The following is a 24,204-nucleotide window of genomic DNA, read 5'->3' as shown; positions in this document are numbered from 1 at the left end:
CGTTTATACCGGCACATCCAGTACTCTCTGACGCAGCGCTGCGACCAGGCGCTGCTGCTCAGGGGGCGTGAACGCCTCTTGCCGGGTAATGATGCCCAACGGCTCTGCCATTCCCTGAGTAGGCAACGGCAGCGCACGCAGGTGATTGCCGAACAGATCGTCGCGCACCGCGCCGTAAGGCACCAGCCAAACATAGCCATACTGCAACGTCAGGCAGCGCGCCAGCGTGACCGACAAGGTCTCGACGCAGCCTTCCGGCACGGCCAGCCCGTGGCTGACAATGAGCGCCTCCGCATTCTGGCGCGGTACGGTCCCACGCGGTGAGAGCACCAATGGCCAACTCAGGGCCTCCGCCAGCGTGACATCCGCATGCAGCAGCGGATGATGGGGGGAAACCACCAGCCGCAGCGTTTCATGATACAGCAGCTCGAAATTGAGCCCCTCCATGCGAGAGGGGTCTGACATACGCCCTATCCCTAAGGTTAATTGCCCGGATCTCACCGCCATCATCAGCGCATCGTTGGCCAGCGTCGAAACCTGCATGCGCCAACCTGGCGATTGCTGCTGCAACCCCACCACGACCGGCGCGACCAAACTCACCAGCGTGGTGGGCAGCGCCCCGATATGCAGCGGCGCCGGCAGCGCCTCGCTGTCCGATGCGACCGTACGCCCCAACACATTCAGCGCATCCAAAACGCGCCCCGCATCCTGCAGGAAACGCGCCCCGGCGGCGGTCAGCTCTGCCCCCTGCCGGCTGCGCGAAAACAGGCGCTCGCCGGCCAGGCTTTCCAGTTCATTGAGCGTTTTGGAGAGGGCGGGCTGCGTGATGCCCAATTGCTGTGCGGCGCGCACCAGCGTCCCCTGCTGCGCGGTAGCGACAAAGGCGTGCAGATGACGCAGGCGGATGCGTTGGCTAAAGCGAGAAGTCATGTTCATGATTTATAGTATTAACTTGCCGCCAACGCGGCAAGCTCATTCACAGGGCGAACGGAGGTCAAATATCAAAAAAAACGGTCTCGTTCTCGCCCTGTAGCCAGATATCGAAATGGTATACCGTCTGATCACCGCGCTGCCGCCTTTGCGCCAATAACGTGCCGCGCCGTTTCTCCCATTCAATGAGGTTCAACACCGGATCTTCAGCGTTCGCCGCCTGCTCGTCGGCGAAGTAAAGACGCGTGTTCAACCCGATGTTGATGCCGCGGGCCACGATCCATAAATTGAGATGAGGCGCCATCAGCCGGCCGTCGCGCCCCATCACTCTGCCCGGTTTAATCGTCTCAAATTGCCACAGGCCGCTGGTGAAATCCGAACAGGTTCGCCCCCAGCCGCGAAAAGCGGGGTCGTCGGGTTTATCTCGTTGGCCGTCGGCGGGATGCTGATATCGTCCGGCGGCGTTGGCCTGCCAGACTTCAACCAGCGCGTCTCGCACCGGCGTGCCGGTACCGTCATAAACATGCCCTTCCACCACGATGCGTTCCCCGCGCGTTTCCGGTTGCGTCAACACATGGGTGAAATTACGCTCAAAAATGTCAAAACCGGCGGCATGCGGCGCCAAACCGATGTGCACATAAGGGCCGGCGGTTTGCGAGGCCGTTTCAGACAAATACTTTTTCATCACGCGGCTCCCTGTGTACGGTTCTCAAACCACGTGGCCCGATGGCCGCGCAGCACCAGATCGAAGCGGTAGGCCAGGCTGTCCAGCGGCACGGCGGCGTGCATATCCAGCTCGGCAATCAGCGTGCGCATCGCATCGTCGCTGCCTACCGACTGCAAGATGGGGCAACGAACGAGCAACGGATCGCCTTCGAAATACATCTGCGTGATCAACCGCTGCGCGAACGCCTCGCCGGAGAGTGAGAAGTGAATATGCGCCGGACGCCAGTCGCTGACCTGATTGCGCCAGGGGTACGGGCCCGGCTTGATGGTGCGAAAACAGTAATACCCGTTGTCGTCGGTCAGCATCCTGCCGCAGCCGCCAAAATTGGGATCGATAGGCGCCAGATACTGATCCTTCTTGTGACGATAGCGCCCTCCCGCATTGGCCTGCCATACCTCGACCAGGGCGTTGCGCACCGGCGCACCGAAGGCATCGCGCACATATCCATGCACGATGATCCGCTCGCCGATCGGTAAGCCGTCTTTGGCGTAGTTCAGAATCAGATCGTGATCAATCGGGCCGATATCCGTTGGCGTGAACACGGGTGCGGTCAGTTCAGACAGCGAGTTTTGCAATGAAATTAATGCATTGCGCGGCGATCGCAGCACGCTGGTTTTATACAGCGGCGCCAGCGCAGGCGGGTGATGGCTGTAATCGCGATGCACCAGTTCTCGCGCCATCCAATCACTTTTCATCCCGGTATCCTTATTATTTGAGGGTACATGTCGACAGAGTGTAGGAAGCGCAATATGTAAAAGTAAAGTGAGAAAACCGATCGCTTTATATAACTAAAATTCATGGAATGTTCTGAATTGACGAAACATTTCATTTGGTCCATAACAGGTTTCAATTCCCGTCGGTGGTCCGCCTCGCTACTGAATGGTCGCTTTCAGGTCATCCATGACCGCTTAACTGGAGGCAATGATGAAACGTTCTATCGCGACGGTCTCGGTATCGGGCTCGCTGCCGGAAAAACTGCGGGCTATCGCCGCCGCAGGCTTTGATGGCGTCGAAATTTTCGATAACGATCTGGTCTATTACCCCGGTTCACCGGCGCAAATCCGTGATCTGTGCGCCGAACTGGGCCTGGAAATTTTACTGTTCCAGCCGTTTCGGGACTTCGAAGGCGGTCCGCGCGAAAGCCTGGCGCAGAACCTTTCACGCGCAGCGCGCAAGTTCGACGTCATGCAGCAATTGGGCTGCTCGCGCATGCTGCTCTGCAGTAATGTCTCGCCCGACAGCAGCGAAGACATGGCCACGCAAGTGAGCGATTTGCGCGCGTTGGCGGAGTTGGCCGCCGAGTATGATATTACTGTCGGTTATGAAGCGCTGGCATGGGGACGTCACGTGAACCTGTGGCGCGACGCCTGGGCGCGGGTTAAGGCCGTAGACCATCCGGCGCTGGGGATCATTCTCGATAGTTTTCATATCCTGTCGCGCGGCGATAATCTTGACGGCCTTGATGAAGTCCCGCCCGAAAAAATTGTGTTTGTACAACTGGCGGACGCCCCGCTGCTGAAGATGGACGTGCTCGCCTGGAGCCGCCATTTCCGCTGTTTCCCCGGCCAAGGGGAGCTGAACCTGGCTCAATTCATGACTCAACTTTCCGCGCATGGCTATCGCGGCGCCTGGTCGCTGGAGATATTTAACGATGGTTTCCGCGCCTCGCCGGTGCTTCCCACGGCTCAGGACGGTTTCCGATCGTTGTTGTGGCTGGAGGAACAAACCTATGACTGGTTGGCCAAACAGCCTCTGCTGCCCAACGCCATGGCCTCGCTCATAGAACATTCATTATTTCATTCAGAAGCGCATCCCCCCTTGCTGGCGCTGGAGTTTATCGAATTTGCCGTCTCGCACAGCGATGGGCTGGCGATGGGCCAATGGCTGACGCAGTTGGGATTGGTTCACGCCGGCGAACACCGCTCCAAAAGCGTCGCCCTCTATCGCAACGGCAAAGTGAATGTCATTCTGAATGCCCAGCCGGAAAGTCAGGCCAGCGGCTATTATCACTTGCACGGCATTTCTCTTTGCGCCGTGGCGTGGCGGGTTCGCGGCGTAGCGCGTTTACTGCAACGGGCGCAAGACTACGGTTACGCCCTCTGGCAAGGAGAAACCGGCCCCAACGAGCGGCAAATTCCCGCCCTGTGCGCACCGGACGGCAGCCTGATTTATCTGGTCGAGGCGGACGAAGATCCCAAGAACGATATTTATCACACCGATTTTCATCTGACTCATCGCAGCGCGCCGCCGCCTGCACTGCAGAGCATCGATCACCTCGCGATAGCGCTGACGGACGAATCTTGCGGCAACTGGATCATGTTCCTGCGCAGCGTGCCGGGTTTTGTGCAGGACAACGAGTGGGAACTGCCCGATCCGTTGGGTTTGGTGCGCAGCCGCGTGTTGCGCAGCCCCAACGACGCCATCCGGCTGCCGCTGAATATGTCGGTGAGCCGGGAAACCCAAATCGCCCAGGCATTAACCACCTATCAGGGCGCGGGATTACAGCATGTCGCCTTTGGCTGTAATGATTTGTTCAGCGTCGTGAAAGCGGCTCAGCAGCGTGGATTAAAAACACTGAGCATCCCCGATAACTACTATCAAGACCTCAGAGCGCGTTTCGATCTTGATCCCGTTTTCCTTTCGCAGCTGCAAGCGTTCAATGTGCTCTACGATCGAGACGAGCAAGGTGGAGAATTACTGCACGTCTACACCGTCGCCTACGAGAAAGGGCGCTTCTTCTTCGAGTTATTGGAACGTCGGGGCGGCTACCGCGGCTTCGGGGCCGCCAACGCCCCGGTTCGGCTCACCGCCATGCGTTAACCGTGCGGGCCATCAAGGCCCGCTCATTCTTTCATCTTACTGAAAAGGTTAATGATCGCGCTCACACTCTCAACCGCTTCCGGCTCAGCCATTCCCACGGCAATCCCTTTTCATAACATAAGGTTAACATTCCACCCTCACTTCCCTCTCACCTCATCGTCCGATAAACGCACATTATTTCGATAATCGACATTTATTGCCCCACCAACGGCTGCTTATAGTGATGACACTAAACTACTGCACCGGGAGCCCCCCATGTCGGGAAACAACGCAATCAATGTTCGGGCGCTGATCGACAGCCGCCCCTTAGGGAAATGGCAAAAGATGGTCGTGCTGCTCGGCTTTTGCATCATTGCTCTGGATGGATTCGATATCGTTATCATGGGATTTATTGCGCCAGAGCTTAAGGCCGATTGGCAAATCACTAATCGCGAGCTGGGGCTGGTGATCAGCGCGGCGCTGATTGGCCTGTCGCTGGGCGCGATGCTTTCCGGGCCATTGTCAGACAGGTTCGGCCGCAAAGTGGTCATCATCAACAGCGTATTCTTTTTTGGCGTTTGGACGCTGGTGACGGCGTTTTCTCAAAATATGGAGCAGATGATGTTATTTCGCCTGCTCACCGGCTTGGGGCTGGGCGCCGCCATGCCGAATGTCGGCACCCTGGTGGCGGAATTCGCGCCTGCCCGGCGCCGCGCTTTCTTGATTACCGTGGTCTTCTGCGGCTTCACCTTTGGCGCCGCCTTGGGCGGATTCGCCGCCTCCTGGCTGATGCCACGCTTCGGCTGGCATTCCGTGCTGCTGCTCGGCGGGATCTTGCCCCTGCTGTTCGCGCCCGTGCTGATGGCGGCATTACCCGAATCGGTGTGTTTCCTGGTGGAGAAACGGGCGAAAAACGACGGAATTCAGCGGATTTTGGCGAAACTGGCGCCCGACCTCGATCTTCGGCACAGCACCATCATATTGCCCCCGCCAAACCAGGCCTGCGCGCACCCCATCAAATTAGTGGTGAGCTCGCAGTACCGTTTCGGCAGTTTAATGCTGTGGGGATCGTATTTTTCCGCGCTGTTTCTGTTCTATACGTTGGGCAGTTGGCTGCCGTTGCTGATTAAAGACGGCGGCTTCAACGTCACGCAAGCGGCGATCATCACCGCCCTGTTTCAGGCGGCCGGCACGCTGGGCTCACTGTTTTCCGGCTGGCTGATGGACAGATCCGAACCGCATCGCGCTTTGGCGTCCATTTATGGGATGGGGGCGCTGTTCACCCTGCTTATGGGGCCGGCGATGGGCTACCCCGTCCTGATGGGAGGCTGCGCGATGGCGATCGGATTCTGCATCGGAGGAGCCAACACCGGCATGAACGCCCTGTCGGCCAGTTTTTATCCCACCGAAGCCCGGGCTACCGGCTCCAGCTGGATGCACGGCATCGGTCGTTTGGGCGCCATATTGAGCGCGCTGGCCGGCGCTGAAATGCTGGCGCTCGGTTGGAGTTTAAGCACCATTTTCACCGTGCTGGCGCTGCCGGCGCTATTGACGGTGGCGATGATCGTCGCCAAAGGGCGCCATCAAGTTCGCCAAGCGGCAGGGCATGGGTATAAGGCTTACCTTGACGCACGTTCAAATGACATGCGCTGAACGCGCGGAGTAGCCCCTGTTTGAACAGCGCGACAGGATAGCGGGAATGACATTCCCTCCCTTCCTTTCTTCGGTACAGACGCCTTCCGGCTGCAAACACGCGACGCCTGAGACGGAAGGCGCACCGCCACCTCATTCCCCTTTTTAACCGCCTCAGAGAAAAATCACTAAGGAGCTCATATGCAAAAAGCGCACAGGACGCGGGACGGGAAGAAGTACCTCCTGTGGTTTCTTGCCGGATTGATGTTCATTATCGGCCTGGCAATCTGCCTTCTCGGCGCCAGATTGGCCTTCGTCGGCGGAACGTTTTATTTCGTGGCGATGGGTCTGGCGATGATTATCGCCGCCGTACTGATTGCCCGGCGCCGTCGCAGCGGCATTATCCTGTACGCGATCGCCTTCGTCGCCTCCCTGTTTTGGGCCGTCGCCGATGCCGGCTGGCATTACTGGCCGCTGTTCTCGCGCCTTTTCACCCTCGGCGTTTTAGCATTTCTTTGCGCTATCGCCTGGCCATTGATGCCAGGCCATTCGGCCAAAAAAGGCCCGGCTTTCGGCTTAGCGGCGATCCTGGCCATCGGGCTGGGGGTCAGCTTCGGGTGGATGTTCAGATCCCAACCGCTGGTCAGCGCGACGAAAGCCATCCCCGTATTTCCAGTAGCCGCCGGCGAGCAACAAAAGAATTGGGAGCACTGGGGAAATACCCCGCACGGCGATCGCTTCGCCGCACTTGATCAAATAAACAAGCAGAACGTTTCCCGCTTGCAGGTGGCCTGGACTGCCCATACCGGCGATCTTCCCGTGAGCAAAGGTTCGGGTGCGGAAGATCAGAATACGCCTTTGCAGGTCGGCGACACGCTTTATGTCTGCACCCCGTACAGTAAAGTGCTGGCTTTAGATGTGGATAGCGGGAAAGAAAAATGGCGTTTCGATCCGCAAGCCGCCTCGCCGAACTGGCAGCGCTGCCGGGGCCTGGGTTACTACGAGAATCACGCCGCTCCTGCAGCAACAGGCTCGAGTCGCCCACCCGCGATCTGTTCGCGTCGTTTGTTCCTGCCCACGATTGACGCCAGACTCATCGCCCTTGATGCCGACACGGGGAAATTGTGCGACGCCTTTGGCGATCGCGGTACCGTCGATCTCGGCAGCGGCATGGGCGAAATCAAACCGGGTTATTATCAACAAACCTCCACACCGCTGGTGGCCGGAGAAATCGTCGTCGTGGGGGGACGCGTAGCGGACAACTTTTCCACCGATGAGCCTCCCGGCGTTGTTCGAGCTTATGATGTTCACTCCGGCAACCTCGTGTGGGCCTGGGATCCGGGCAACCCTGAACTGAGCGGCCTGCCGCCGGAGGGGCAAACCTATACTCGCGGCACGCCGAATGTCTGGTCAGCCATGTCCTATGACAAGCGGTTGAACCTCATCTATTTACCCACAGGCAACGCGACGCCAGACTTTTTCGGCGGCACTCGCAGCGCGCTGGACGACAAATACAGCTCCGCCGTCGTCGCCGTAGACGCCGCTACCGGCAAAGTTCGCTGGCACTATCAGACGACCCACCACGATTTGTGGGACTTCGATCTGCCCTCACAGCCACTGTTGTTCGATTTGCCCGACGGCAAAGGCGGCATTACGCCGGTTCTGGTGCAAACCAGCAAGCAAGGCATGATTTTCATGCTCAACCGCGTGACCGGCGAGCCCGTCGCGCAAGTTGAAGAACGCCCGGTGCCAACGGGAGCTATCAAGGGTGAACGCTATTCCCCCACTCAGCCGTACTCAGTGGGGATGCCGATGATTGGCAATGAACAACTGAAAGAGTCGGATATGTGGGGCGCAACGCCGATTGACCTGCTGTTATGCCGCATTCAGTTTAAAGAAATGCGCTATCAAGGCATTTTCACCCCGCCGGGTGAAGACCGCGCCCTGCAATACCCTGGCTCTCTGGGAGGAATGAACTGGGGCAGCGTCGCCGTGGATCCCCACAATAACCTGATGTTCGTTAACGACATGCGTCTGGGATTGGCGCATTATCTGGTGCCGCGGGATAAGGTGCCGACCAACGCCAGCGGTATTGAAATGGGGATAGTCCCGATGGAGGGCACCCCGTTCGGGGCCCTGCGAGAACGGTTCCTCTCCCCGCTGGGGATCCCCTGCCAGAAACCGCCGTTCGGCACGATGTCCGCCGTGGACCTGACTACCGGCAAATTGGTGTGGCAGGTCCCTGTCGGGACAGTCGAGGATACCGGGCCGCTCGGCATCAGCATGCATATGCCGATCCCTATCGGCATGCCAACGCTGGGCGCGCCGCTGTCGACGCAGTCGGGTCTTCTGTTTTTCGCCGGCACGCAGGACTTCTATTTACGCGCCTTTGACACCGCCAACGGTAAAGAGATTTGGAAATCACGCTTGCCGGTCGGGAGCCAATCCGGCCCGATGACTTACCTTTCGCCGAAAACCGGCAAACAGTACATTGTCATCAATGCGGGGGGCGCACGCCAATCACCGATGCGCGGCGACTACATTATCGCCTATGCGCTGCCGGACAAGTAATCTCGCACGAGAAATATCAAGGCGCATCGGGTTTACAGAGTGAGTCAATCCCATCGGCAACGGGCGGCGTCAAACCCGCCCTATCGTTCACAACATGACAAACGGTAAGACGAAAAGACAGTTTGATAACGTCGGCAAAGGGTCGGGACAGGAAAATAAGGACGACAGCCGATAAGAACGGTGGTTTTACTGTGATGGGGATCGTTGAAAGATTTATTCGTAAGTGATTGAATAGTGGCGGAGAGAGGGGGATTTGAACCCCCGGTAGAGTTGCCCCTACTCCAGTTTTCGAGACTGGTCCGTTCAGCCGCTCCGGCATCTCTCCTGACAACGCTTGCTATCATGCCCGCTTTTGCGGCATTTTTACAGCATTAGCATACCGCTGAACGTTCAAGTGATGAGTTTACGAGCAACCTGATGATTAAATGGCCGTGGAAAGCGACTCAACCCTCTCAATCCCAGGCAGACATCGAGGCCCAGTGGCAGGACGCGCTGGCGATCCCGCTGCTCTCGCCGCTGAATGAGCAGGAGCGGCAGCGGCTGGTGGCCGTCGCCGGGCAAATCTTGCAGCAAAAGCGCATCGTGCCGCTGCAGGGGCTGCAGCTCACCTCACAAATGCAGGCGCGCATCGCCCTGCTGTTCGCCCTGCCGGTGCTGGAGCTCGGCGCGGAGTGCCTCGACGGCTTCAACGAAATCCTGCTCTACCCCACCCCGTTCGTGGTGGAAGACGAATGGCAGGACGAAATCGGCCTGGTGCACTCGGGGCCGGTGGTGCAGTCCGGCCAGAGCTGGGAACAGGGGCCGATCGTGCTCAATTGGCAAGACGTGCAGGACTCTTTCGATCTCTCCGGTTTCAATCTGGTGATCCACGAAGCGGTGCACAAGCTGGATATGCGCAACGGCGGCGTCGCCACCGGCGTGCCGCCGATCCCGCTGCGCGAAGTGGCCGCCTGGGAGCACGATCTGCACGCCGCAATGGAAAGCCTGCAGGACGAGATCGACATGGTCGGCGAAGAGGCCGCCAGCATGGACGCCTACGCCGCCACCGATGCGGCCGAGTGCTTCGCCGTGCTGTCGGAGTATTTTTTCAGCGCCCCCGAGCTGCTGGCAGAACGCTTTCCGGCGCTGTATCAGCACTTTTGCCGCTTCTACCGCCAGGATCCGCTGGCTCGCCTGCTGCGCGGCCAGGCGGAAAACGATGCGCAATGGGCTGACTGACGGGCATATTGCTCAGATACCGAGCAGTCGCGCCGCCTGGGGCAATTTAGCGTTGACACACCCGGGGCGGCTGGATATGATGCGCCCCGTTCACACGATTCCTCTGTAGTTCAGTCGGTAGAACGGCGGACTGTTAATCCGTATGTCACTGGTTCGAGTCCAGTCAGAGGAGCCATATTTAGAGAAGCCCGCTTAAGGAAACTTAAGCGGGCTTTTTGCTGTTGGGCGTTTACAGCCCGCGTTTTTCCATCAGCAGCGCCAGATCGACCAAGCGGTTGGAGAAGCCCCACTCGTTGTCATACCAGGCGAGCACCTTCACCAGATTGCCGCCGATCACCAGCGTGGACAAACCATCGATAATCGACGAGCGCGCATCGCCCCGATAGTCGCTCGACACCAGCGGTTCATCGCTGTACCCCAGGATCCCTTTCAGCGGGCCGGACGCCGCCGCCGCGCGGAAAGCGGCGTTGATCTCCTCCACCGTCGCCGGGCGTTTCAGCGTCACCGTCAGATCGACGATCGAGACGACCGGTACCGGCACCCGCAGCGAGTAACCGGTCAGGCGGCCGTCGAGATCCGGGATCACCTTGCCGAGCGCCTTGGCCGCGCCGCTGGAGTAAGGCACGATCGACTCCGCCGCCGCCCGCGCGCCGCGCAGATCTTTTTCCGGCTGATCGTGCAGCGCCTGGCTGTTGGTATAGGCGTGAGTGGTGTTCATCAGCCCGTATTCGATGCCGAACGCCTGATGCAACACCTGCGCGGCGGGCGCCAGCCCGTTGGTGGTACAGCTGCCGTTGCTGACCACTTTATGCCGCGCCGGATCGTAGAGCTGGTCGTTAACCCCCATGACGATGGTGATGTCGTCGTTCTTGGCCGGCGCCGAGATAATCACCCGCTTAGCGCCGCCGTGCGTGATGTGCACTTCCGCCTTGGCTTTATCGGTAAAGAAGCCCGTCGCTTCGATCACCACGTCCACGCCCACGCTGCGCCAGGGGATCTCGGCGGGATCGCGCTGGGAAAACACCTGAATTGGCCGGCCGTCCAGCAGCAGCCGATTGTCGCCGGCTTCCACTTTGGCCGCCAGCGTGCCGGAAAGCGTGTCGTATTTCAGCAGGTGCGCCAGCGTTTTGCTGTCCGTCAGATCGTTGATCGCCACCACTTCAAAATCGCTGCGCCCCAGCGCCGCGCGCAGCACGTTGCGCCCGATCCTGCCGAAGCCGTTAATGCCTACTTTCACCATGATGCTCTCCTCATTTGGGCTTTGCCTCAAATCTAGCCCTGCCCCGAGGCGGCGTAAATGACGTTTAACGATCAATTTACGCCAACTTGCGCGCGTGGAAGCGTTCGCGGTATTCGCTTGGGGTCAGCTGCAGTTTGCGCTCAAACACCCGCCGCAGGTTAAGGCCGTTGCCGAAGCCGGTGGCCAGCGCGATCTGTTCGATGCCCTCCGCACTCTGCTCGAGGCGCTGTCTGGCGGTATGCAACCGCCCCTCTTCGACGAATTTGGCGGGAGAAATGCCCGTCTCGCGGGTGAACACGCGGGTAAAGTTGCGCGGGCTCATCGCCACGCGTTCGGCCAACCGATCGACGCTGAGATCGTCGGCGAGGTTTTCCAGGATCCAGGACTGCAGGTCGCGGATCGGGCCCGGCGATTTGGCCTGGTTGAGCGGGTAGCGGCTGAACTGCGCCTGCCCGCCGGGGCGGCGCAGAAACATCACCAGATCCTGCGCCACTTCGCGCGCCTGCACGAAGCCGTAGTCGTCCTCCACCAGCGCCAGCGTCAGATCGAAGCCGGAACTGACGCCGCCGGAGGTCCAGATCGGCCCGTCCTGCACGTAGATCGGGCCGTTCTCGACCTGCACCCGCGGGAAGCGCGCCTGCAGCGTTTCCGCCAGCCGCCAGTGGGTAGTCGCCCGCCGCCCGTCCAGCAATCCGGCTTCGGCCAGCAGCAGAGCCCCGCCGCAAACGGAGGCAATACGGCGCGCCTGCGGGGCCGCGCGGCGCAGCCAATCCGCCACCAGGGCGCCCTCTTCTTCGGTCGCCCCCTTGCCGGCGACAATGACGGTATCGCGCGGCAGGGCCGGATCGAGATCCGCCAGGCGGTGGTCGGCCAACAGGCTCAGCCCGGACAGGCCATGTACCACCCGATGGGATTGCGTGGTGGCGACCGCGATCTGATACAGCGGCGCCTCGGCAGGGCTCAGACGGTTAGCCTGCATCAGGATATCGGCGATGCCCGCCGCTTCGAACAGCATGCCCCCTTCAGGGACGATAATCAGGAATGTATGCATGGCGATAATAGGAAGAACAAGCAAAACAGGTCAGACAGCCACTGTATAAGAAAAGCCTCGCCGGTTCACCCTGCGAGCATAAAAAAGCCCGCCGGCAAGCGCCGACGGGCCAACAAAGCACTGTCCTCAAGCCTGCGGCAGGCTCACCCCGCCGGCGCGCGCCAATTGCGCCAGCAGCGCTGTTTGAAACGCCTCGTCGTATACCGCCGCGTGAGGTTCGAAGCGCTGTTGATGGTGCCAATAGCCGCCGGACGCCAGAGCCTGCGGCTCATCGCTGCTCACCAGCCACGCCTGCGTCACATGCCCCAGCGCCAGATCGTCTGACGCATCCGCGCCGCCCATTTTGGTCGGCACCCAGCCGGGATCGACCGCGCTGCTGATCACGTCAGGCCACAGGCGCGCCACGGCGGCGGCCAGCGCGGTGACGAACAGTTTGCTGTCCGAATAGGAGCCGGCTGCGCCGCCGAGCCAGTCCACGCCGCTCAGTTCCGCCACGCCGTCAAAGTGCATGCTGCTGCTCAGATAGACGATACGCTTGGGGCGTTCGATCAGGGCCGTCAGCAGGTAGGGCGCAACGACGTTCACCGGCATCACCTGCGGCCCGGTAAACATACCGGCGTTGTGGATCACCGCGTCCGGGCGGCCGAGGCGGTTGACCTGCTCGGCAAGCTGCCGGATCTGCTGCACATCGGACAGATCGCCGATCGTCGCCTGTGCGCCGCGATCCAGCAGATCGCGCACCGCGTCCAAACGGCCGGGCTCACGCGCATGCAGAATTACCTGATGCCCTTCGTCCAACAGCGTTTGCGCGGCGGCGCGGCCCAGCCCGTCTACCGAACCGGTAATGAAAATGCGTGACATGCCACTCCTCCGTTTAGCGCCAGCCGAGCGCCGGCGCGACATGGGTTAAAATCGATTCGATGACGTGGGCGTTGTAATCCACGCCCAGCTGGTTAGGCACGGTCAGCAGCAGCGTATCCGCTTCGGCGATGGCCTCGTCCTGCGCCAGCTGCTTGATCAGCTCGTCCGGCTCGGCGGCATAGCTGCGGCCGAAGATCGCCCGGGTCTGCGCGTCGATATACCCCAGTTGATCGCCCTCCTTGCCGCCGCCGCCGAAGTAGTTGCGATCCCGCTGATCCACCAGCGCGAAGATGCTGCGGCTGACGGAAACCCGCGGCTCGCGCGCATGGCCCGCCTCTTGCCAGGCGGCGCGGTAGGCGCGGATCTGCTTGGCCTGCTGGATATGGAAGGGTTCGCCGGTTTCGTCGTTCTTGAGCGTCGAGCTTTGCAGGTTCATGCCCAGCTTCGCCGCCCAGACGGCGGTGGCGTTCGAACCGGCGCCCCACCAGATGCGGTCGCGCAGCCCGGCGGAAAACGGCTCCGGCCGCAGCAGCCCGGGCGGATTCGGGAACATCGGCTGTGGATTGGGCTCGGCGAACCCTTCGCCGCGCAGCGCTTCCAGGAACACTTCGGTATGGCGGCGAGCCATGTCCGCGTCGCTCTCGCCGTCGGCCGGGGCATAGCCGAAATAGCGCCAGCCGTCGATCACCTGCTCCGGCGAGCCGCGGCTGATGCCAAGCTGCAGCCGCCCGCCGGCGATCAGATCCGCCGCGCCGGCGTCTTCCACCATGTACAGCGGATTTTCATAACGCATGTCGATCACGCCGGTGCCGATCTCGATGCGTTGGGTTTTGGCGCCGATGGCGGCCAGCAGCGGGAACGGTGACCCCAGCTGGCGTGCGAAGTGGTGTACGCGAAAATAGGCGCCGTCCGCCCCCAGATCTTCGGCGGCGACCGCCAGATCGATGGACTGCAGCAGCGCATCCGCCGCGGAACGGGTGCCGGACTGGGCGGAAGGCGACCAGTGGCCAAACGAGAGAAAACCAATCTTTTTCATCGGGAATCGTCCTCAAAGGCAAATCATCGGCCTACAGTGACAAAAACCGCGCGCCCTGCGCCAGCAAAATCGCCCCCGATCGCACTAAACGAACCGATTGCCGCCGCGCCGCCCGGCGATTGTAATCAAAAAACAAATGTCGTATAACAAGCAGCTCCGAGGGGTGTCCTGTTACGGGCTGAGATGGCGCAAGCCGAACCCTTTGAACCTGATCTGGGTCATGCCAGCGAAGGGACGGTTAGGCAACAACGCTCTCACCCGTTGCCTGTTCATACCCCAGCGTGCCCGGATCTCCACTGACTCAAGGAGGTCCCATGTCCATCACCACCCTGTTCGAAAGCGGTCTTTACGGCCGGCTGCGCCAACATGCCGGCAGCCACTGGCAAGACTACGTCGATCACCCGTTTCTGCAGCAGCTGGCCGCCGGCACCTTGCCCGAACGCGCGTTTCGCCGCTACCTGACCCAGGACTATCTGTTCCTGCTGCACTTCGCCCGCGCCTATGCGCTGCTGGTCAGCAAGCTGCGCACCCTGCCGGAGATGCGCGCCGCCACCGCGTCGCTCAACGGCATCGTCGCCGAACTGCCGCTGCACGTGGCCTACTGCGCCGAATGGGGGCTGAGCGAAGCGCAGATCGCCGCCCAGCCGGAAGCGGCGGAAACCATGAACTACACCCGCTACGTGCTGGATATCGGCCATGCCGGCGACGCCCTCGATCTGCTGGCCGGCCTGCTGCCCTGCGTGGCCGGCTATGCCGAAATCGGCCTGCGGCTGCTGCACGACCCCGCTACCAAAATGGAGGGCAATCCTTACGCCTCCTGGATCCGCAACTACGGCGACGAGGGCTATCTGGCCGGCGTGCGTGCCGCCATCGAGCTGCTGGAAACCGTCGGCCACCAGCGCGGCGCACCAGGCCGCTTCACCGAGCTGGCGCAGATTTTCACCACCGCCACCCAGCTGGAATCGGCATTTTGGCAAATGGGGCTGAACGCCTCATGACCTCCCCGCTTCTCCCGCCCGGCATCCAGGTGCGGGATCTCACTCTGCGCTTCGGTCAACAGACGGTCTTTGAGCGGCTGAGCTTCGACATCGCCGGCGGCAGCTTCGTCGCCCTGCTCGGCGCCAGCGGCGCCGGCAAAACCAGCCTGCTGAAGATCATCGCCGGCCTGGCGCAGGCCACCTCGGGCACGGTGACCGGCAGCGACGGCCTGCCGATCGCCGGGCGCATCGCCTACATGGGGCAAAAAGACCTGCTCTACCCGTGGCTGACCGTCGAAGAAAACGTCGCCCTCGGCGCGCGGCTGCGCGGCGAAACGCCGGACCGGGCGTGGGCGGCGCACCTGCTGGAGCGCGTGGGCCTGGCCGTTCATGGCCGCAGCCTGCCCGCCGCGCTGTCCGGCGGAATGCGCCAGCGCGCCGCCATCGCCCGCACGCTCTATGAACGCCAGCCGATCGTGCTGATGGATGAACCCTTTTCGGCGCTGGACGCCATCACCCGCGCCGAGATCCAGAGCCTGGCCGCCGAACTGCTGGCGCAAAACACCGTGCTGCTGATCACCCACGACCCGATGGAAGCCTGCCGCCTGAGCCACCGGCTGCTGGTGCTGTCGCCCTGGCCGCTGGGCCTCGACGATACCCACCGCATCAGCGGGCGGCCGCCGCGCGCGCCGGATGACGCCGGCCTGCTGAAAAGCCAGGCCGAGCTGCTGCAGCAGATGGTGAGGGCCGCGCAATGAATATCGCCAAAGAGCGCGGCCTCACCCGCCTGCGGCGCGGGCTGACGGTGTTCGTCGGCCTGCTGCTGCTGTGGTGGCTGGCGGCGCAAAGCGGCATTCCGGCCTTTCTGCTGCCCACGCCGAGCGCGGTGGCGCAGGCGCTGTGGGACGGGCGCGGCTATCTCGCCTGGCACACGCTGATCACCGCTTCGGAGATCGTCAGCGGGCTGGCGCTGGGCGTGCTGCTCGGCGCGGCGCTGGCGCTGTGCATGATCTTCTCGCCGCGCCTACAGCGCTGGCTGATGCCGCTGGTGCTCACCAGCCAGGCGATACCGGTGTTCGCCCTGGCGCCGCTGCTGGTGCTGTGGTTCGGCTTCGGCATGAGCGCCAAGGTGGCGATGGCGGTGCTGGTGATTTTCTTCCCGGTGGTGTCGGCCTTTTTCGACGGGCTGTGCCGGGTCAACAACGACTATCTCGATCTGGCGCGCACGATGCGCGCTTCGCGCTGGGCGCAGCTGCGGCACGTGCGGCTGATGGCGGCGCTGCCGGCCTTCGGCTCCGGCCTGCGCATGGCCGCCGCCGTGGCGCCGATCGGCGCCATCATCGGCGAATGGGTCGGCTCGGCCGAAGGGCTGGGCTACGTGATGCTGAACGCCAACGCGCGCATGCAGACCGACGTCTGCTTCGCCGCGCTGTTTATTTTGGTGCTGATGACCGTGCTGCTGTGGGTCGCGGTGGATGCGCTGCTGCGGCGCCTGATCGCCTGGGCGCCGGAAAACGAGTGATGATTGCAACCATAACCAGGGATAAAGGAACGACCATGATCAAACAAACCGTTTGCGGGCTGCTGCTGGGCGCCGCCCTCACAGGCCAGGCCGGCGCGGCCGACAAGCTGACGCTGGTGCTCGACTGGTACATCAACCCCGATCACGCGCCGATTATGGTGGCCGAGCAGATCGGCGCCTTCAAGGCCGCAGGGCTGGACGTCAAGATCGTGCCGCCGTCCGATCCGGCGCTGCCGCCGCGGCTGGTGGCCGCCAAACAGGCCGACCTCGCCATCACCTATCAACCGCAGTTGCACTTCTTCGCCGATCAGGGTCTGCCGTTGATGCGCGTCGGCACGCTGATCAACACGCCGCTGAATACGGTGATCGCGCTGGATAAAAACATCACCTCGCCGGCGGATCTCAAGGGCAAAACGGTAGGTTACTCGGTCAGCGGCATCGAACAGGCGACGCTGGCCACCATGGTCGAACACGAGCGCCTCAAGCCGCAGGACATCAAGCTTATCAACGTCAACTTCCAGCTGACCAGCGCCCTGCTGGCGGGCCAGGTCGATGCGGTGATCGGCGGCTACCGCAACATCGAAGCGCTGGAGCTGAAGCTGCAGGGTAAAGAACCGGTGGTGTTCAACGTCGAAGATTACGGCGTGCCGGCCTACGACGAGCTGATCATCGTCGCCAACCGCGATGCGGTGAACGAGCCGAAAATCCGCAAATTCCTCGCCGCGCTGAAGCAAGGCAGCGACTACCTGCACGCGCACCCGCAGGACACCTGGCTGGCGTTCGCCAAGGCGCACCCGGAGCTGAATACCGAGCTGAACAAGCAGGCGTGGCAAGCCAGCCTGCCGCTGTTCGCGCGCGATCCGGCCAAGTTGGATCGCGCCCGCTACCAGGCTTACGAACAGTTCCTGTTCGACAACAAGCTGATCAAGAAAATCACCCCGGTGGAACAGTACGCGGTGGAGCTCGACTGATCATGCCGAGGCGGCCGGCGGCGCCACCGTCACCTCGCCCTGGCCACTGCGCTGCAAGGCCGCCTTCACCAACCCGTTGGCCTTGCAGCGTTCGATAAACGCGTTCACGTAGGCGGCGCCCTGCGTTTTTTGCCGCGGCACCGCCATCGCCTGGCGGATAGCGGTGAAATGCCCGTCCAGCACCCGGTAGCCGGGATGGGCGGCCGCAGCGGCCAGCAGCGGTTGGCGCACGCCGGCCGCCGCCTCCAGCCCCCGGTCGAAAAACAGCGCGATCGCCTCGGCAGAGGTTGCCGCCCGCACCAGTTGCGCCTGCTGCAGCGTGCGCGATAAAAACAGATCGTACGCCGCCCCCTGGCCGACCGCGATGCGCACCTCCGGCCTGTCGAGCTGCGCCACCTCAAAGTAAGGCGCGTCGTTCGCCACCAGGTAAGTCCCCTCGATGATCACGTACGGCTCGCTGAAGGCGATCTGCGCCGCGCGCACCGGCTCGATGGCCATAAACGCCAGGTTCCAGGCGCCGCTGTCCAGATCGGCGAACACCTTGCCCGCCGCGTCATAGGTGACCAGTTCGAGCGCCACGCCCAGCTCCTGGGCCAGCGCGGCGGCCAGCTCCACCGAAGCGCCTTGCGGTTTGCCGCCGGCTCCGGCCTGCGCCAGCACCGGATTGCCGTAGTTGATCGCCGCGCGCAACACGCCTTGCGGGGCCAGATCGTCGAGTACCGCGGCGGGAATCGTCTGCATACTTCCTCCTGAATGGCTGATGGGCGCGCCGTCGTGGCGCTCATTAAGCGTAGAGCGAAACCTCGGACCAGCAAGCTTTCGCCGCCGAAGCCGCCGCCGGCGTGATTAACGTCACACTATTGTCATAAAAATGTACAATAGCCGCCGTTCGTCGGCCGTAGCGGGAGATCGCGCGTTGTTCCGCCGCCGGCAATAGGCTATACCCTTCACTTTTCGCGCCGCGGCACGCTCGGCGGCGCAGACCAGGGCAGCAACGGTTTTATTTCAATCAGACAGGGTTTGGCGGATGGTTTTAGCAGTCGTTTCGTTTGTTCTCTTTTTGGCGTCGATTTTGATTTATCGCACCCGGGCCGCCGCCAACCGCTGGTGGTTCGCCATTCTGCTGACGCTGCTCGGCAGCTATCTGGTGCTGAACGTCATCCTGATCGCCAGCAACTACTTCACCGGCGACGGCATCACCGACGCGGTGATCTACACCGTCACCAGCAGCCTCAAAGGCGCGGGCATCAGCAAATACGTGCTGCCGTTTATCGGCCTGCTGGCGGCGCTGGGGCTTATCTTCGCGGTGCTGGCTCGCAGCCTGCTGCGCCGCAAGGCCAAAGGCAGCAGCGTGGCCTACAGCATCGTCGCCGTGCTGCTGGCGCTATTTTCGGTCGGCACCACCCCGGCGTTTCAGGACATCTCGCTGCTGGTCAAGAGCCAGATCGTCGGCGATACCGCCGATTTCGCCACCTATTACAAGGCGCCGAAAAAGACCGTGCAGGGCAAGCGGCCGAACCTGGTGTACATCTATGCCGAGAGCCTGGAGCGCACCTACTTCGACGCCGAGCTGTTCCCCGGCCTGGCCGACGAGCTGAACGCCCTGCGCACGGACAGCATCGATTTCAGCAACACCCAGCAGTTGCCGGGCACCGGCTATACCATCGCCGGCATGGTCGCCTCGCAGTGCGGCATTCCGCTGTTCGCGCCCTTCGACGGCAACGCCTCCAGCGCGGTCTCCACCTTCTACCCGGAGAACGTCTGCCTGGGCGACGTGCTGAAGGCCGCCGGCTACAGCAACTATTTCTATCAGGGCGCCGAGCTGGCGTTCGCCGGTAAAGACACCTTCCTGAAATCCCACGGCTTCGACCACGTTTACGGCTTCAAAGAGCTGCGCGAACAGGTCGCCGATCCGAGCTACAAAAACGACTGGGGCTGGTACGACGACAGCGTGCTGGACGTGGTGTACGGCAAGTTCGTCGAGCTGTCCAAACAGCGCCAACCCTTCTCGCTGTTTACCCTGACCGTCGATACCCATCACCCGGACGGCTTTATCTCCGCCGGCTGCAGCAAGAAAAGTTACGCCTGGCAGAACAAGGAAAACCGCTCGCTGAGCGCGGTGGCCTGCAGCCAGCAACACATCGCCGCGCTGATCGACAAGATCAAACGCTCGCCCTATTTCAGCAACACCGTGATCGTGGTGTCCTCCGATCATCTGGCGATGAACAACACCGCCTACGACATCCTGACCAAACAGAAGCGCCGCAACCTGTTCTTCATCATCGACGGCACCCGGCCGCTGGCGGAACAGCGCAACGAGAAGCGCAGCACGCTGGACAACGGCGCCACGGTGCTGGACGTGATGGGCGGCGACAACTACATCGGCCTCGGCCGCAGCAGCCTGTCGGCGCCGTCGCTGTCTACGGTGTTCCTGAACATCGAAGAGAAAATCAACGGCTGGAAACCGGCGGTGATCAACCAGTGGGGCCTGCCGAACCGCATCAGCGACTACAGCGTGGACACACGCCAGCGCAGCTTCAGCTTTTCCGGCGTCACCTACAAGGTGCCGTTCATCCTGCGGGTGGGCGGCAACCGCATCGAACCGATGTTCAACGTCTACCTTTCCACCCCGCTGCGCAAGCAGCTGGCCGGGCTGGGCGCGGGGGAGAAATTCGTCTGGGTCGATAAATGCTACGAGATCGGCCGGGTCTGGGCGCCGCAGCTGGCGCTGAGCACCGACATCTGCGTGGCCTCCGGCACCCTGGCCTCGCCGCCGCAGATCGTGCAGGCCAGCGGCGAACGCTTCCGCGGCAAGGTGAGCTTTACCGCCCCGGCGGCGGACAGCGTCGCCGATTATCAAAACGCCGTCGCCCGCCTGCAGGTGGACGACGCGGCGATGAAGTACCGGGCGGACAGCATCGAGTTCATGCTGCCCGGCCTGCCGGAGCAGGTGAAGGCCATCACCGGCGTTTCCGGCGTCGAGGAGTGGGGCCGCTGGTCCGACGCCAACCTGGCGCCGGCGGTCGACATCGATTACGTCGATCCGCTGCCGAAGCGCTTCGATCTGGTGCTGCGCGCCCGCGCCTACGGCAATAACGTCGGCGAACCGATTTCGGTGCGCGTCGGCGACGAAGAGCGTTTCGTGTCGCTCGGCGAACAGGACAGCACCGTCACCCTGCGCTTCGACAACCCGCGCGGCGCGCAGAAGATCAGCATTACCCCGCCGGCGCCGACCGAGCCGAAAGAGAGCGCCAGCGGCGGCTTCACGCCGAAAAAGCTGGGCATCGGCCTGGTGTCGCTGAAGGTCGAGGCGGCCGCCCCCTCCTCCTGATCCCCACGCCTTCACGGGCGCGGTATTTTCTTTGCCGCGCCCGTCATTTCGACCAAGCTTTTACGCCTTTCTTCGGCTAACCTGTGACGGTAAAACGCCGCAACCCCGCTACAGAGCCGGGACATCCAAGGAGAAAGTATGAGCTATGCCCCACCTCGCAGCGGCCTCAGCGCCGATCAGGCACTCGATCAACTGGAAGCCCTGTATGACGCCGCGGTAGACGCGCTGCGTCAGGCGGTCAGCGACTTTATCAACCACGGCACCCTGCCGGATGCGCAGGCGCGCGCCGCCGGGCTGTTCGTGTATCCCGAGCTGCGCGTCAGCTGGGACGGGCAGCAATCCGGCCCGAACAAAACCCGCGCCTTCGGCCGCTTTACCCATCCCGGCAGCTACAGCACCACCGTGACCCGGCCGCAGCTGTTCCGCCATTATCTGGCCGAACAGCTGGCGATGCTGGAGCACGATTATGCCGCCCATATCGAAGTGGCGCCGTCGCAGCAGGAGATCCCGTTCCCTTACGTGATCGACGGCTCCAGCCTGGCGCTCGATCGCTCGATGAGCGCCGGCATCGCGCAGCATTTCCCCACCACCGAGCTGGCGCAGATCGGTGACGAGACCGCCGACGGCCTGTACCACGCCACCGACAGCCATTTCCCGCTGTCGCATTTCGATGCGCTGCGCGCGGATTTCTCGCTGGCGCGGCTGCGGCACTACACCGGCACGCCGGTGGAACACTTCCAGCCGTTCGTGCTGTTCACCAACTACACCCGCTATGTGGATGAGTTCGTGCGCTGGGCCTGCGCCCAGATCGCCGATCCGGCCAGCCCCTACATCGCCCTCTCCAGCGCCGGCGGCACCTACATCACGCCGGAAACCCGCGCCCCGGAGCAGGCAGTGTCCGATCTGGCGTGGAAAAACCACCAGATGCCGGCCTATCACCTGATCTCGCGCACCGGCCAGGGCATTACGCTGATCAACATCGGCGTCGGCCCGTCCAACGCCAAAACCATCTGCGATCACCTGGCGGTGCTGCGCCCGAGCGCCTGGCTGATGATCGGCCACTGCGGCGGCCTGCGCGAAAGCCAGAAGATCGGCGATTATGTGCTGGCCCACGCCTATCTGCGCGACGATCACGTGCTGGATGCGGTGCTGCCGCCGGATATTCCGATCCCGAGCATCGCCGAGGTGCAGCGCGCCCTGTACGACGCCACCAAGATGGTCAGCGGCATGCCCGGCGAAGAGGTCAAACAGCGTTTGCGCACCGGCACCGTGGTCACCACCGACGATCGCAACTGGGAGCTGCGCTATTCCGCTTCGGCGCGGCGCTTCAACCTCAGCCGCGCGGTGGCGGTCGACATGGAGAGCGCCACCATCGCCGCCCAGGGTTACCGCTTCCGGGTGCCGTACGGCACGCTGTTGTGCGTCTCCGACAAACCGTTGCACGGCGAAATAAAACTGCCGGGCCAGGCCAACCGCTTCTACGAAGGAGCGATCTCCGAGCACTTGCAGATCGGCATCTGCGCCATCGATCTGCTGCGCGCCGAGGGCGATCGCCTGCACTCGCGCAAGCTGCGCACCTTCAACGAGCCGCCGTTCCGGTAACGGTTCTCAGGCCCGCTGCGGCGGGCCGCTTTTGTTCCTCAACGCACCAACGCCAGCGCGCGCTTCTCCTGGCTGCGGCCGCCGGCGATCGACAGCAGCAGGTCTTTGACCAGCAGCGCCGGGGCGGACAGCGCCTGTTGGCCCGACATGCACAGCGACAGCGGCACCGACATCGTCGGCGCATTGATGCGCGCCATCCAGGCCTTGGCCGGGCCGATCATCGCGCGCGCCACCGATTCCGGCAGCACGGTCGCCCCCAGCCCGCTGGCGATCGCGGCGCTCAGCGCGCCCGAGGATTCGATCTCCCCCACCACGTTGACAGCCAGCTTGCGCAGCGCCATCGCCTCTTCCAACTGATTGCGCACCGCATCGCCCTCGCGCGGCAGGAACAGGTTTAGCCGCGCCACGTCCAGCAGCTCGACGCTGTTGCCGGGATGCGGCACCGCGCGCGTCGCCACCAGATAAAGATCTTCTCGCATCAGTGCGATGGCGTGCAGCCCGGCGGGCATTTTGGCGCCGTAGACCATCGCCATGTCCAACGTCTGGTTGGCCACCTGCCCGGCCAGCGCCGCGCCGCCGTTTTCATGCAGGCTGAGCAGGATGCCCGGCTGCTGATCGCGCAGGCTCTGCAGCAGCGGCAACGCCAGCTGCGCCGCGGTGCTGCCCGACGCCAGCCCGAGAGACACCTGGCCGCTCATCGCCTGCCCGGCGCTGTTGACCGCACTCTGCGCCTGCTCGCACTGGCGCAGAATGGTCTGCGCGTGGGCATACAGAATGTTGCCGGCCTCGGTCGGCTGCACCCCGCGCTTGGTGCGGATCAGCAGCTGTTGCTTCAGCTCCCCCTCCAGCGTCGCCAACTGCTGGCTGAGCGCCGGCTGGGCGATGTGCAACACCTCCGCCGCCTGGGTCAGGCTGCCGATATCGACGATTTTCACGAAGTACTTCAGACGTCTGAAATTCATAGTGCCTCCAGCGAGCCGCTAAATTGAGAATGCCGAAATCCGGTCAGGCAACCACAGCAAGATCCAGGCCAGAGTCGGTAAACGGCCACGGAAGCGGGATATACGGCGGTCAACGGCCGTTCGCCGGGCGGCGCGCGCCACCGCGCAGGGCAGCCGTTGCACCATCGGCAGGCAAATGCGCCAAACAACGGGCAACCCGGCGGCGCTGCGCGCGGGATAAGCGACAAAAGCGAGAAAAAGCAGCAGGTTGGGCAATCTTGCAGCAAACGAACGCGTCGGGCGTTTTCACGCTTTACAAGCCGCAACCGCCCCGCTATTATTCGCCCCGTTCACACGATTCCTCTGTAGTTCAGTCGGTAGAACGGCGGACTGTTAATCCGTATGTCACTGGTTCGAGTCCAGTCAGAGGAGCCATATTTAGAGAAGCCCGCTTAAGGAAACTTAAGCGGGCTTTTTGTTTTTCTGAGTTTTCAATCACATCAAGAATATTGGCTAAAAGTGGCTCGCTATATGAACAGCACTTCATTCACTGTAGCATCAGGTATACGCCCGAGACACTAGCTGCTAGAGGTTTCCATATCAAGGACTCTGGGCTGCTCACAGCAAATAACTCCCGTTTTTATATCTTTCATCCACCAGCGAAGAGGCAAAACCCATTGCGTGAGTAAAGATTCCGCCGCTGATGATGGGTACAACAAAGGGAGCCTAGTTAACTGATTAACTAATGCCGCAGTTAGCCAATAATAGCAAGCGAAGGGTTCAGGAAGCATATCA

The 24,204-nt window shown here is 62.2% G+C and carries 19 protein-coding genes, 3 tRNA genes and 1 riboswitch; of the genes, 12 read left to right on the top strand and 10 right to left on the bottom strand.

Annotated elements, in window-relative coordinates; genetic code table 11:
- Positions 1-3: 3 nt before the first annotated feature.
- The 3 genes from ACJ8HN_RS02130 to pcaH are packed head-to-tail and all read right to left on the bottom strand — an operon-like array spanning position 4 to position 2,352.
- On the bottom strand, positions 4-936 hold the full coding sequence (locus ACJ8HN_RS02130; RefSeq protein ID WP_033635142.1) for a LysR substrate-binding domain-containing protein: 933 nt from the start codon (positions 934-936) through the stop codon (positions 4-6).
- 58 nt (positions 937-994) lie between these two features.
- Entirely contained in the window at positions 995-1,615 is a 621-nt protein-coding gene (gene pcaG / locus ACJ8HN_RS02125; protein WP_033635143.1) for a protocatechuate 3,4-dioxygenase subunit alpha, read from the bottom strand.
- On the bottom strand, positions 1,615-2,352 hold the full coding sequence (pcaH, locus tag ACJ8HN_RS02120) for a protocatechuate 3,4-dioxygenase subunit beta (RefSeq protein WP_033647894.1): 738 nt from the start codon (positions 2,350-2,352) through the stop codon (positions 1,615-1,617). The genes pcaG and pcaH overlap by 1 nt, the downstream gene beginning before the upstream one ends.
- 229 nt (positions 2,353-2,581) lie before the next feature.
- On the opposite strand from pcaH, the gene ACJ8HN_RS02115 reads away from it, so the two are divergent.
- The 3 genes from ACJ8HN_RS02115 to ACJ8HN_RS02105 all read left to right on the top strand — a co-directional run bounded on the left by ACJ8HN_RS02115 (position 2,582) and on the right by ACJ8HN_RS02105 (position 8,659).
- Complete coding sequence (locus tag ACJ8HN_RS02115) at positions 2,582-4,477, top strand: bifunctional sugar phosphate isomerase/epimerase/4-hydroxyphenylpyruvate dioxygenase family protein (RefSeq protein ID WP_033647895.1); 1,896 nt, start codon at positions 2,582-2,584, stop codon at positions 4,475-4,477.
- A 255-nt stretch (positions 4,478-4,732) separates the two neighbouring features.
- The gene (locus tag ACJ8HN_RS02110) at positions 4,733-6,109 is read left to right on the top strand and encodes an MFS transporter (RefSeq protein WP_442522988.1); all 1,377 of its coding nucleotides are present in this window, start codon (positions 4,733-4,735) and stop codon (positions 6,107-6,109) included.
- A gap of 180 nt (positions 6,110-6,289) precedes the next feature.
- Positions 6,290-8,659, top strand: a complete 2,370-nt coding sequence (locus ACJ8HN_RS02105) for a glucose/quinate/shikimate family membrane-bound PQQ-dependent dehydrogenase (RefSeq protein WP_442522987.1) — start codon at positions 6,290-6,292, stop codon at positions 8,657-8,659.
- A 235-nt stretch (positions 8,660-8,894) separates the two neighbouring features.
- On the opposite strand, the gene ACJ8HN_RS02100 is transcribed toward ACJ8HN_RS02105, so the two are convergent.
- Positions 8,895-8,984 (bottom strand) — tRNA-Ser (locus ACJ8HN_RS02100).
- Positions 8,985-9,076: 92 nt separating this feature from the next.
- Between ACJ8HN_RS02100 and mtfA the strand changes: the two genes are divergently transcribed.
- Together mtfA and ACJ8HN_RS02090 are read left to right on the top strand one after the other, a co-directional pair.
- Positions 9,077-9,877, top strand: coding sequence for a DgsA anti-repressor MtfA (gene mtfA, locus ACJ8HN_RS02095; protein WP_033635147.1), 801 nt, complete (start codon positions 9,077-9,079; stop codon positions 9,875-9,877).
- A gap of 99 nt (positions 9,878-9,976) precedes the next feature.
- Positions 9,977-10,052, top strand: a tRNA-Asn gene (locus ACJ8HN_RS02090).
- A gap of 54 nt (positions 10,053-10,106) precedes the next feature.
- On the opposite strand, the gene gap is transcribed toward ACJ8HN_RS02090, so the two are convergent.
- The 4 genes from gap to ACJ8HN_RS02070 form a co-directional block, all read right to left on the bottom strand.
- The gene (gene gap / locus ACJ8HN_RS02085; protein WP_041035793.1) at positions 10,107-11,117 is read right to left on the bottom strand and encodes a type I glyceraldehyde-3-phosphate dehydrogenase; all 1,011 of its coding nucleotides are present in this window, start codon (positions 11,115-11,117) and stop codon (positions 10,107-10,109) included.
- A gap of 76 nt (positions 11,118-11,193) precedes the next feature.
- On the bottom strand, positions 11,194-12,168 hold the full coding sequence (locus ACJ8HN_RS02080; protein WP_308343710.1) for a GlxA family transcriptional regulator: 975 nt from the start codon (positions 12,166-12,168) through the stop codon (positions 11,194-11,196).
- A 126-nt stretch (positions 12,169-12,294) separates the two neighbouring features.
- Positions 12,295-13,029: an SDR family NAD(P)-dependent oxidoreductase gene (locus ACJ8HN_RS02075; protein ID WP_442522986.1), complete on the bottom strand. Its 735-nt coding sequence runs from the start codon at positions 13,027-13,029 to the stop codon at positions 12,295-12,297.
- Positions 13,030-13,042: 13 nt separating this feature from the next.
- A complete protein-coding gene (locus tag ACJ8HN_RS02070; RefSeq protein ID WP_033635151.1) occupies positions 13,043-14,065 on the bottom strand; it encodes an LLM class flavin-dependent oxidoreductase in 1,023 nt (340 codons plus the stop codon).
- A gap of 149 nt (positions 14,066-14,214) precedes the next feature.
- Positions 14,215-14,317: riboswitch (TPP riboswitch) on the top strand.
- A gap of 62 nt (positions 14,318-14,379) precedes the next feature.
- Between ACJ8HN_RS02070 and ACJ8HN_RS02065 the strand changes: the two genes are divergently transcribed.
- From ACJ8HN_RS02065 to ACJ8HN_RS02050, 4 genes are read left to right on the top strand one after another with little or no spacing between them, the layout of a single operon-like run.
- Positions 14,380-15,063, top strand: a complete 684-nt coding sequence (locus tag ACJ8HN_RS02065) for a TenA family protein (protein ID WP_060420420.1) — start codon at positions 14,380-14,382, stop codon at positions 15,061-15,063.
- On the top strand, positions 15,060-15,800 hold the full coding sequence (locus ACJ8HN_RS02060) for an ABC transporter ATP-binding protein (RefSeq protein ID WP_442522985.1): 741 nt from the start codon (positions 15,060-15,062) through the stop codon (positions 15,798-15,800). The genes ACJ8HN_RS02065 and ACJ8HN_RS02060 overlap by 4 nt, the downstream gene beginning before the upstream one ends.
- Positions 15,797-16,564: an ABC transporter permease gene (locus tag ACJ8HN_RS02055; protein ID WP_442522984.1), complete on the top strand. Its 768-nt coding sequence runs from the start codon at positions 15,797-15,799 to the stop codon at positions 16,562-16,564. The genes ACJ8HN_RS02060 and ACJ8HN_RS02055 overlap by 4 nt, the downstream gene beginning before the upstream one ends.
- 35 nt (positions 16,565-16,599) lie before the next feature.
- Positions 16,600-17,535, top strand: coding sequence for an ABC transporter substrate-binding protein (locus ACJ8HN_RS02050; RefSeq protein WP_115116790.1), 936 nt, complete (start codon positions 16,600-16,602; stop codon positions 17,533-17,535).
- On the opposite strand, the gene ACJ8HN_RS02045 is transcribed toward ACJ8HN_RS02050, so the two are convergent.
- On the bottom strand, positions 17,536-18,276 hold the full coding sequence (locus tag ACJ8HN_RS02045) for a transporter substrate-binding domain-containing protein (protein WP_442522983.1): 741 nt from the start codon (positions 18,274-18,276) through the stop codon (positions 17,536-17,538).
- 286 nt (positions 18,277-18,562) lie between these two features.
- Here ACJ8HN_RS02045 and opgB point away from each other — a divergent pair, with 286 nt between their 5' ends.
- Both opgB and ACJ8HN_RS02035 read left to right on the top strand, forming a co-directional pair.
- Positions 18,563-20,866 (top strand): phosphatidylglycerol--membrane-oligosaccharide glycerophosphotransferase, encoded by a 2,304-nt coding sequence (gene opgB / locus ACJ8HN_RS02040; protein ID WP_442522982.1) that lies wholly within the window; start codon positions 18,563-18,565, stop codon positions 20,864-20,866.
- Positions 20,867-21,004: 138 nt separating this feature from the next.
- Positions 21,005-22,468 carry an AMP nucleosidase gene (locus tag ACJ8HN_RS02035; RefSeq protein WP_060436469.1) on the top strand — a complete coding sequence of 488 codons (1,464 nt, stop codon included), beginning with the start codon at positions 21,005-21,007 and terminating at the stop codon, positions 22,466-22,468.
- Positions 22,469-22,506: 38 nt separating this feature from the next.
- Here the strand turns inward: ACJ8HN_RS02035 and nac are convergent, their stop codons facing one another.
- Complete coding sequence (nac, locus tag ACJ8HN_RS02030; RefSeq protein ID WP_041035809.1) at positions 22,507-23,430, bottom strand: nitrogen assimilation transcriptional regulator NAC; 924 nt, start codon at positions 23,428-23,430, stop codon at positions 22,507-22,509.
- 338 nt (positions 23,431-23,768) lie between these two features.
- On the opposite strand from nac, the gene ACJ8HN_RS02025 reads away from it, so the two are divergent.
- Positions 23,769-23,844 (top strand) — tRNA-Asn (locus ACJ8HN_RS02025).
- The last annotated feature ends 360 nt before the right edge of the window (positions 23,845-24,204 follow it).

This window comes from Serratia sp. CY29653, from assembly GCF_052169255.1.
Taxonomy (GTDB): Bacteria; Pseudomonadota; Gammaproteobacteria; order Enterobacterales; family Enterobacteriaceae; genus Serratia; species Serratia sarumanii.
This window is presented reverse-complemented; position numbering and strand designations above follow the sequence as displayed.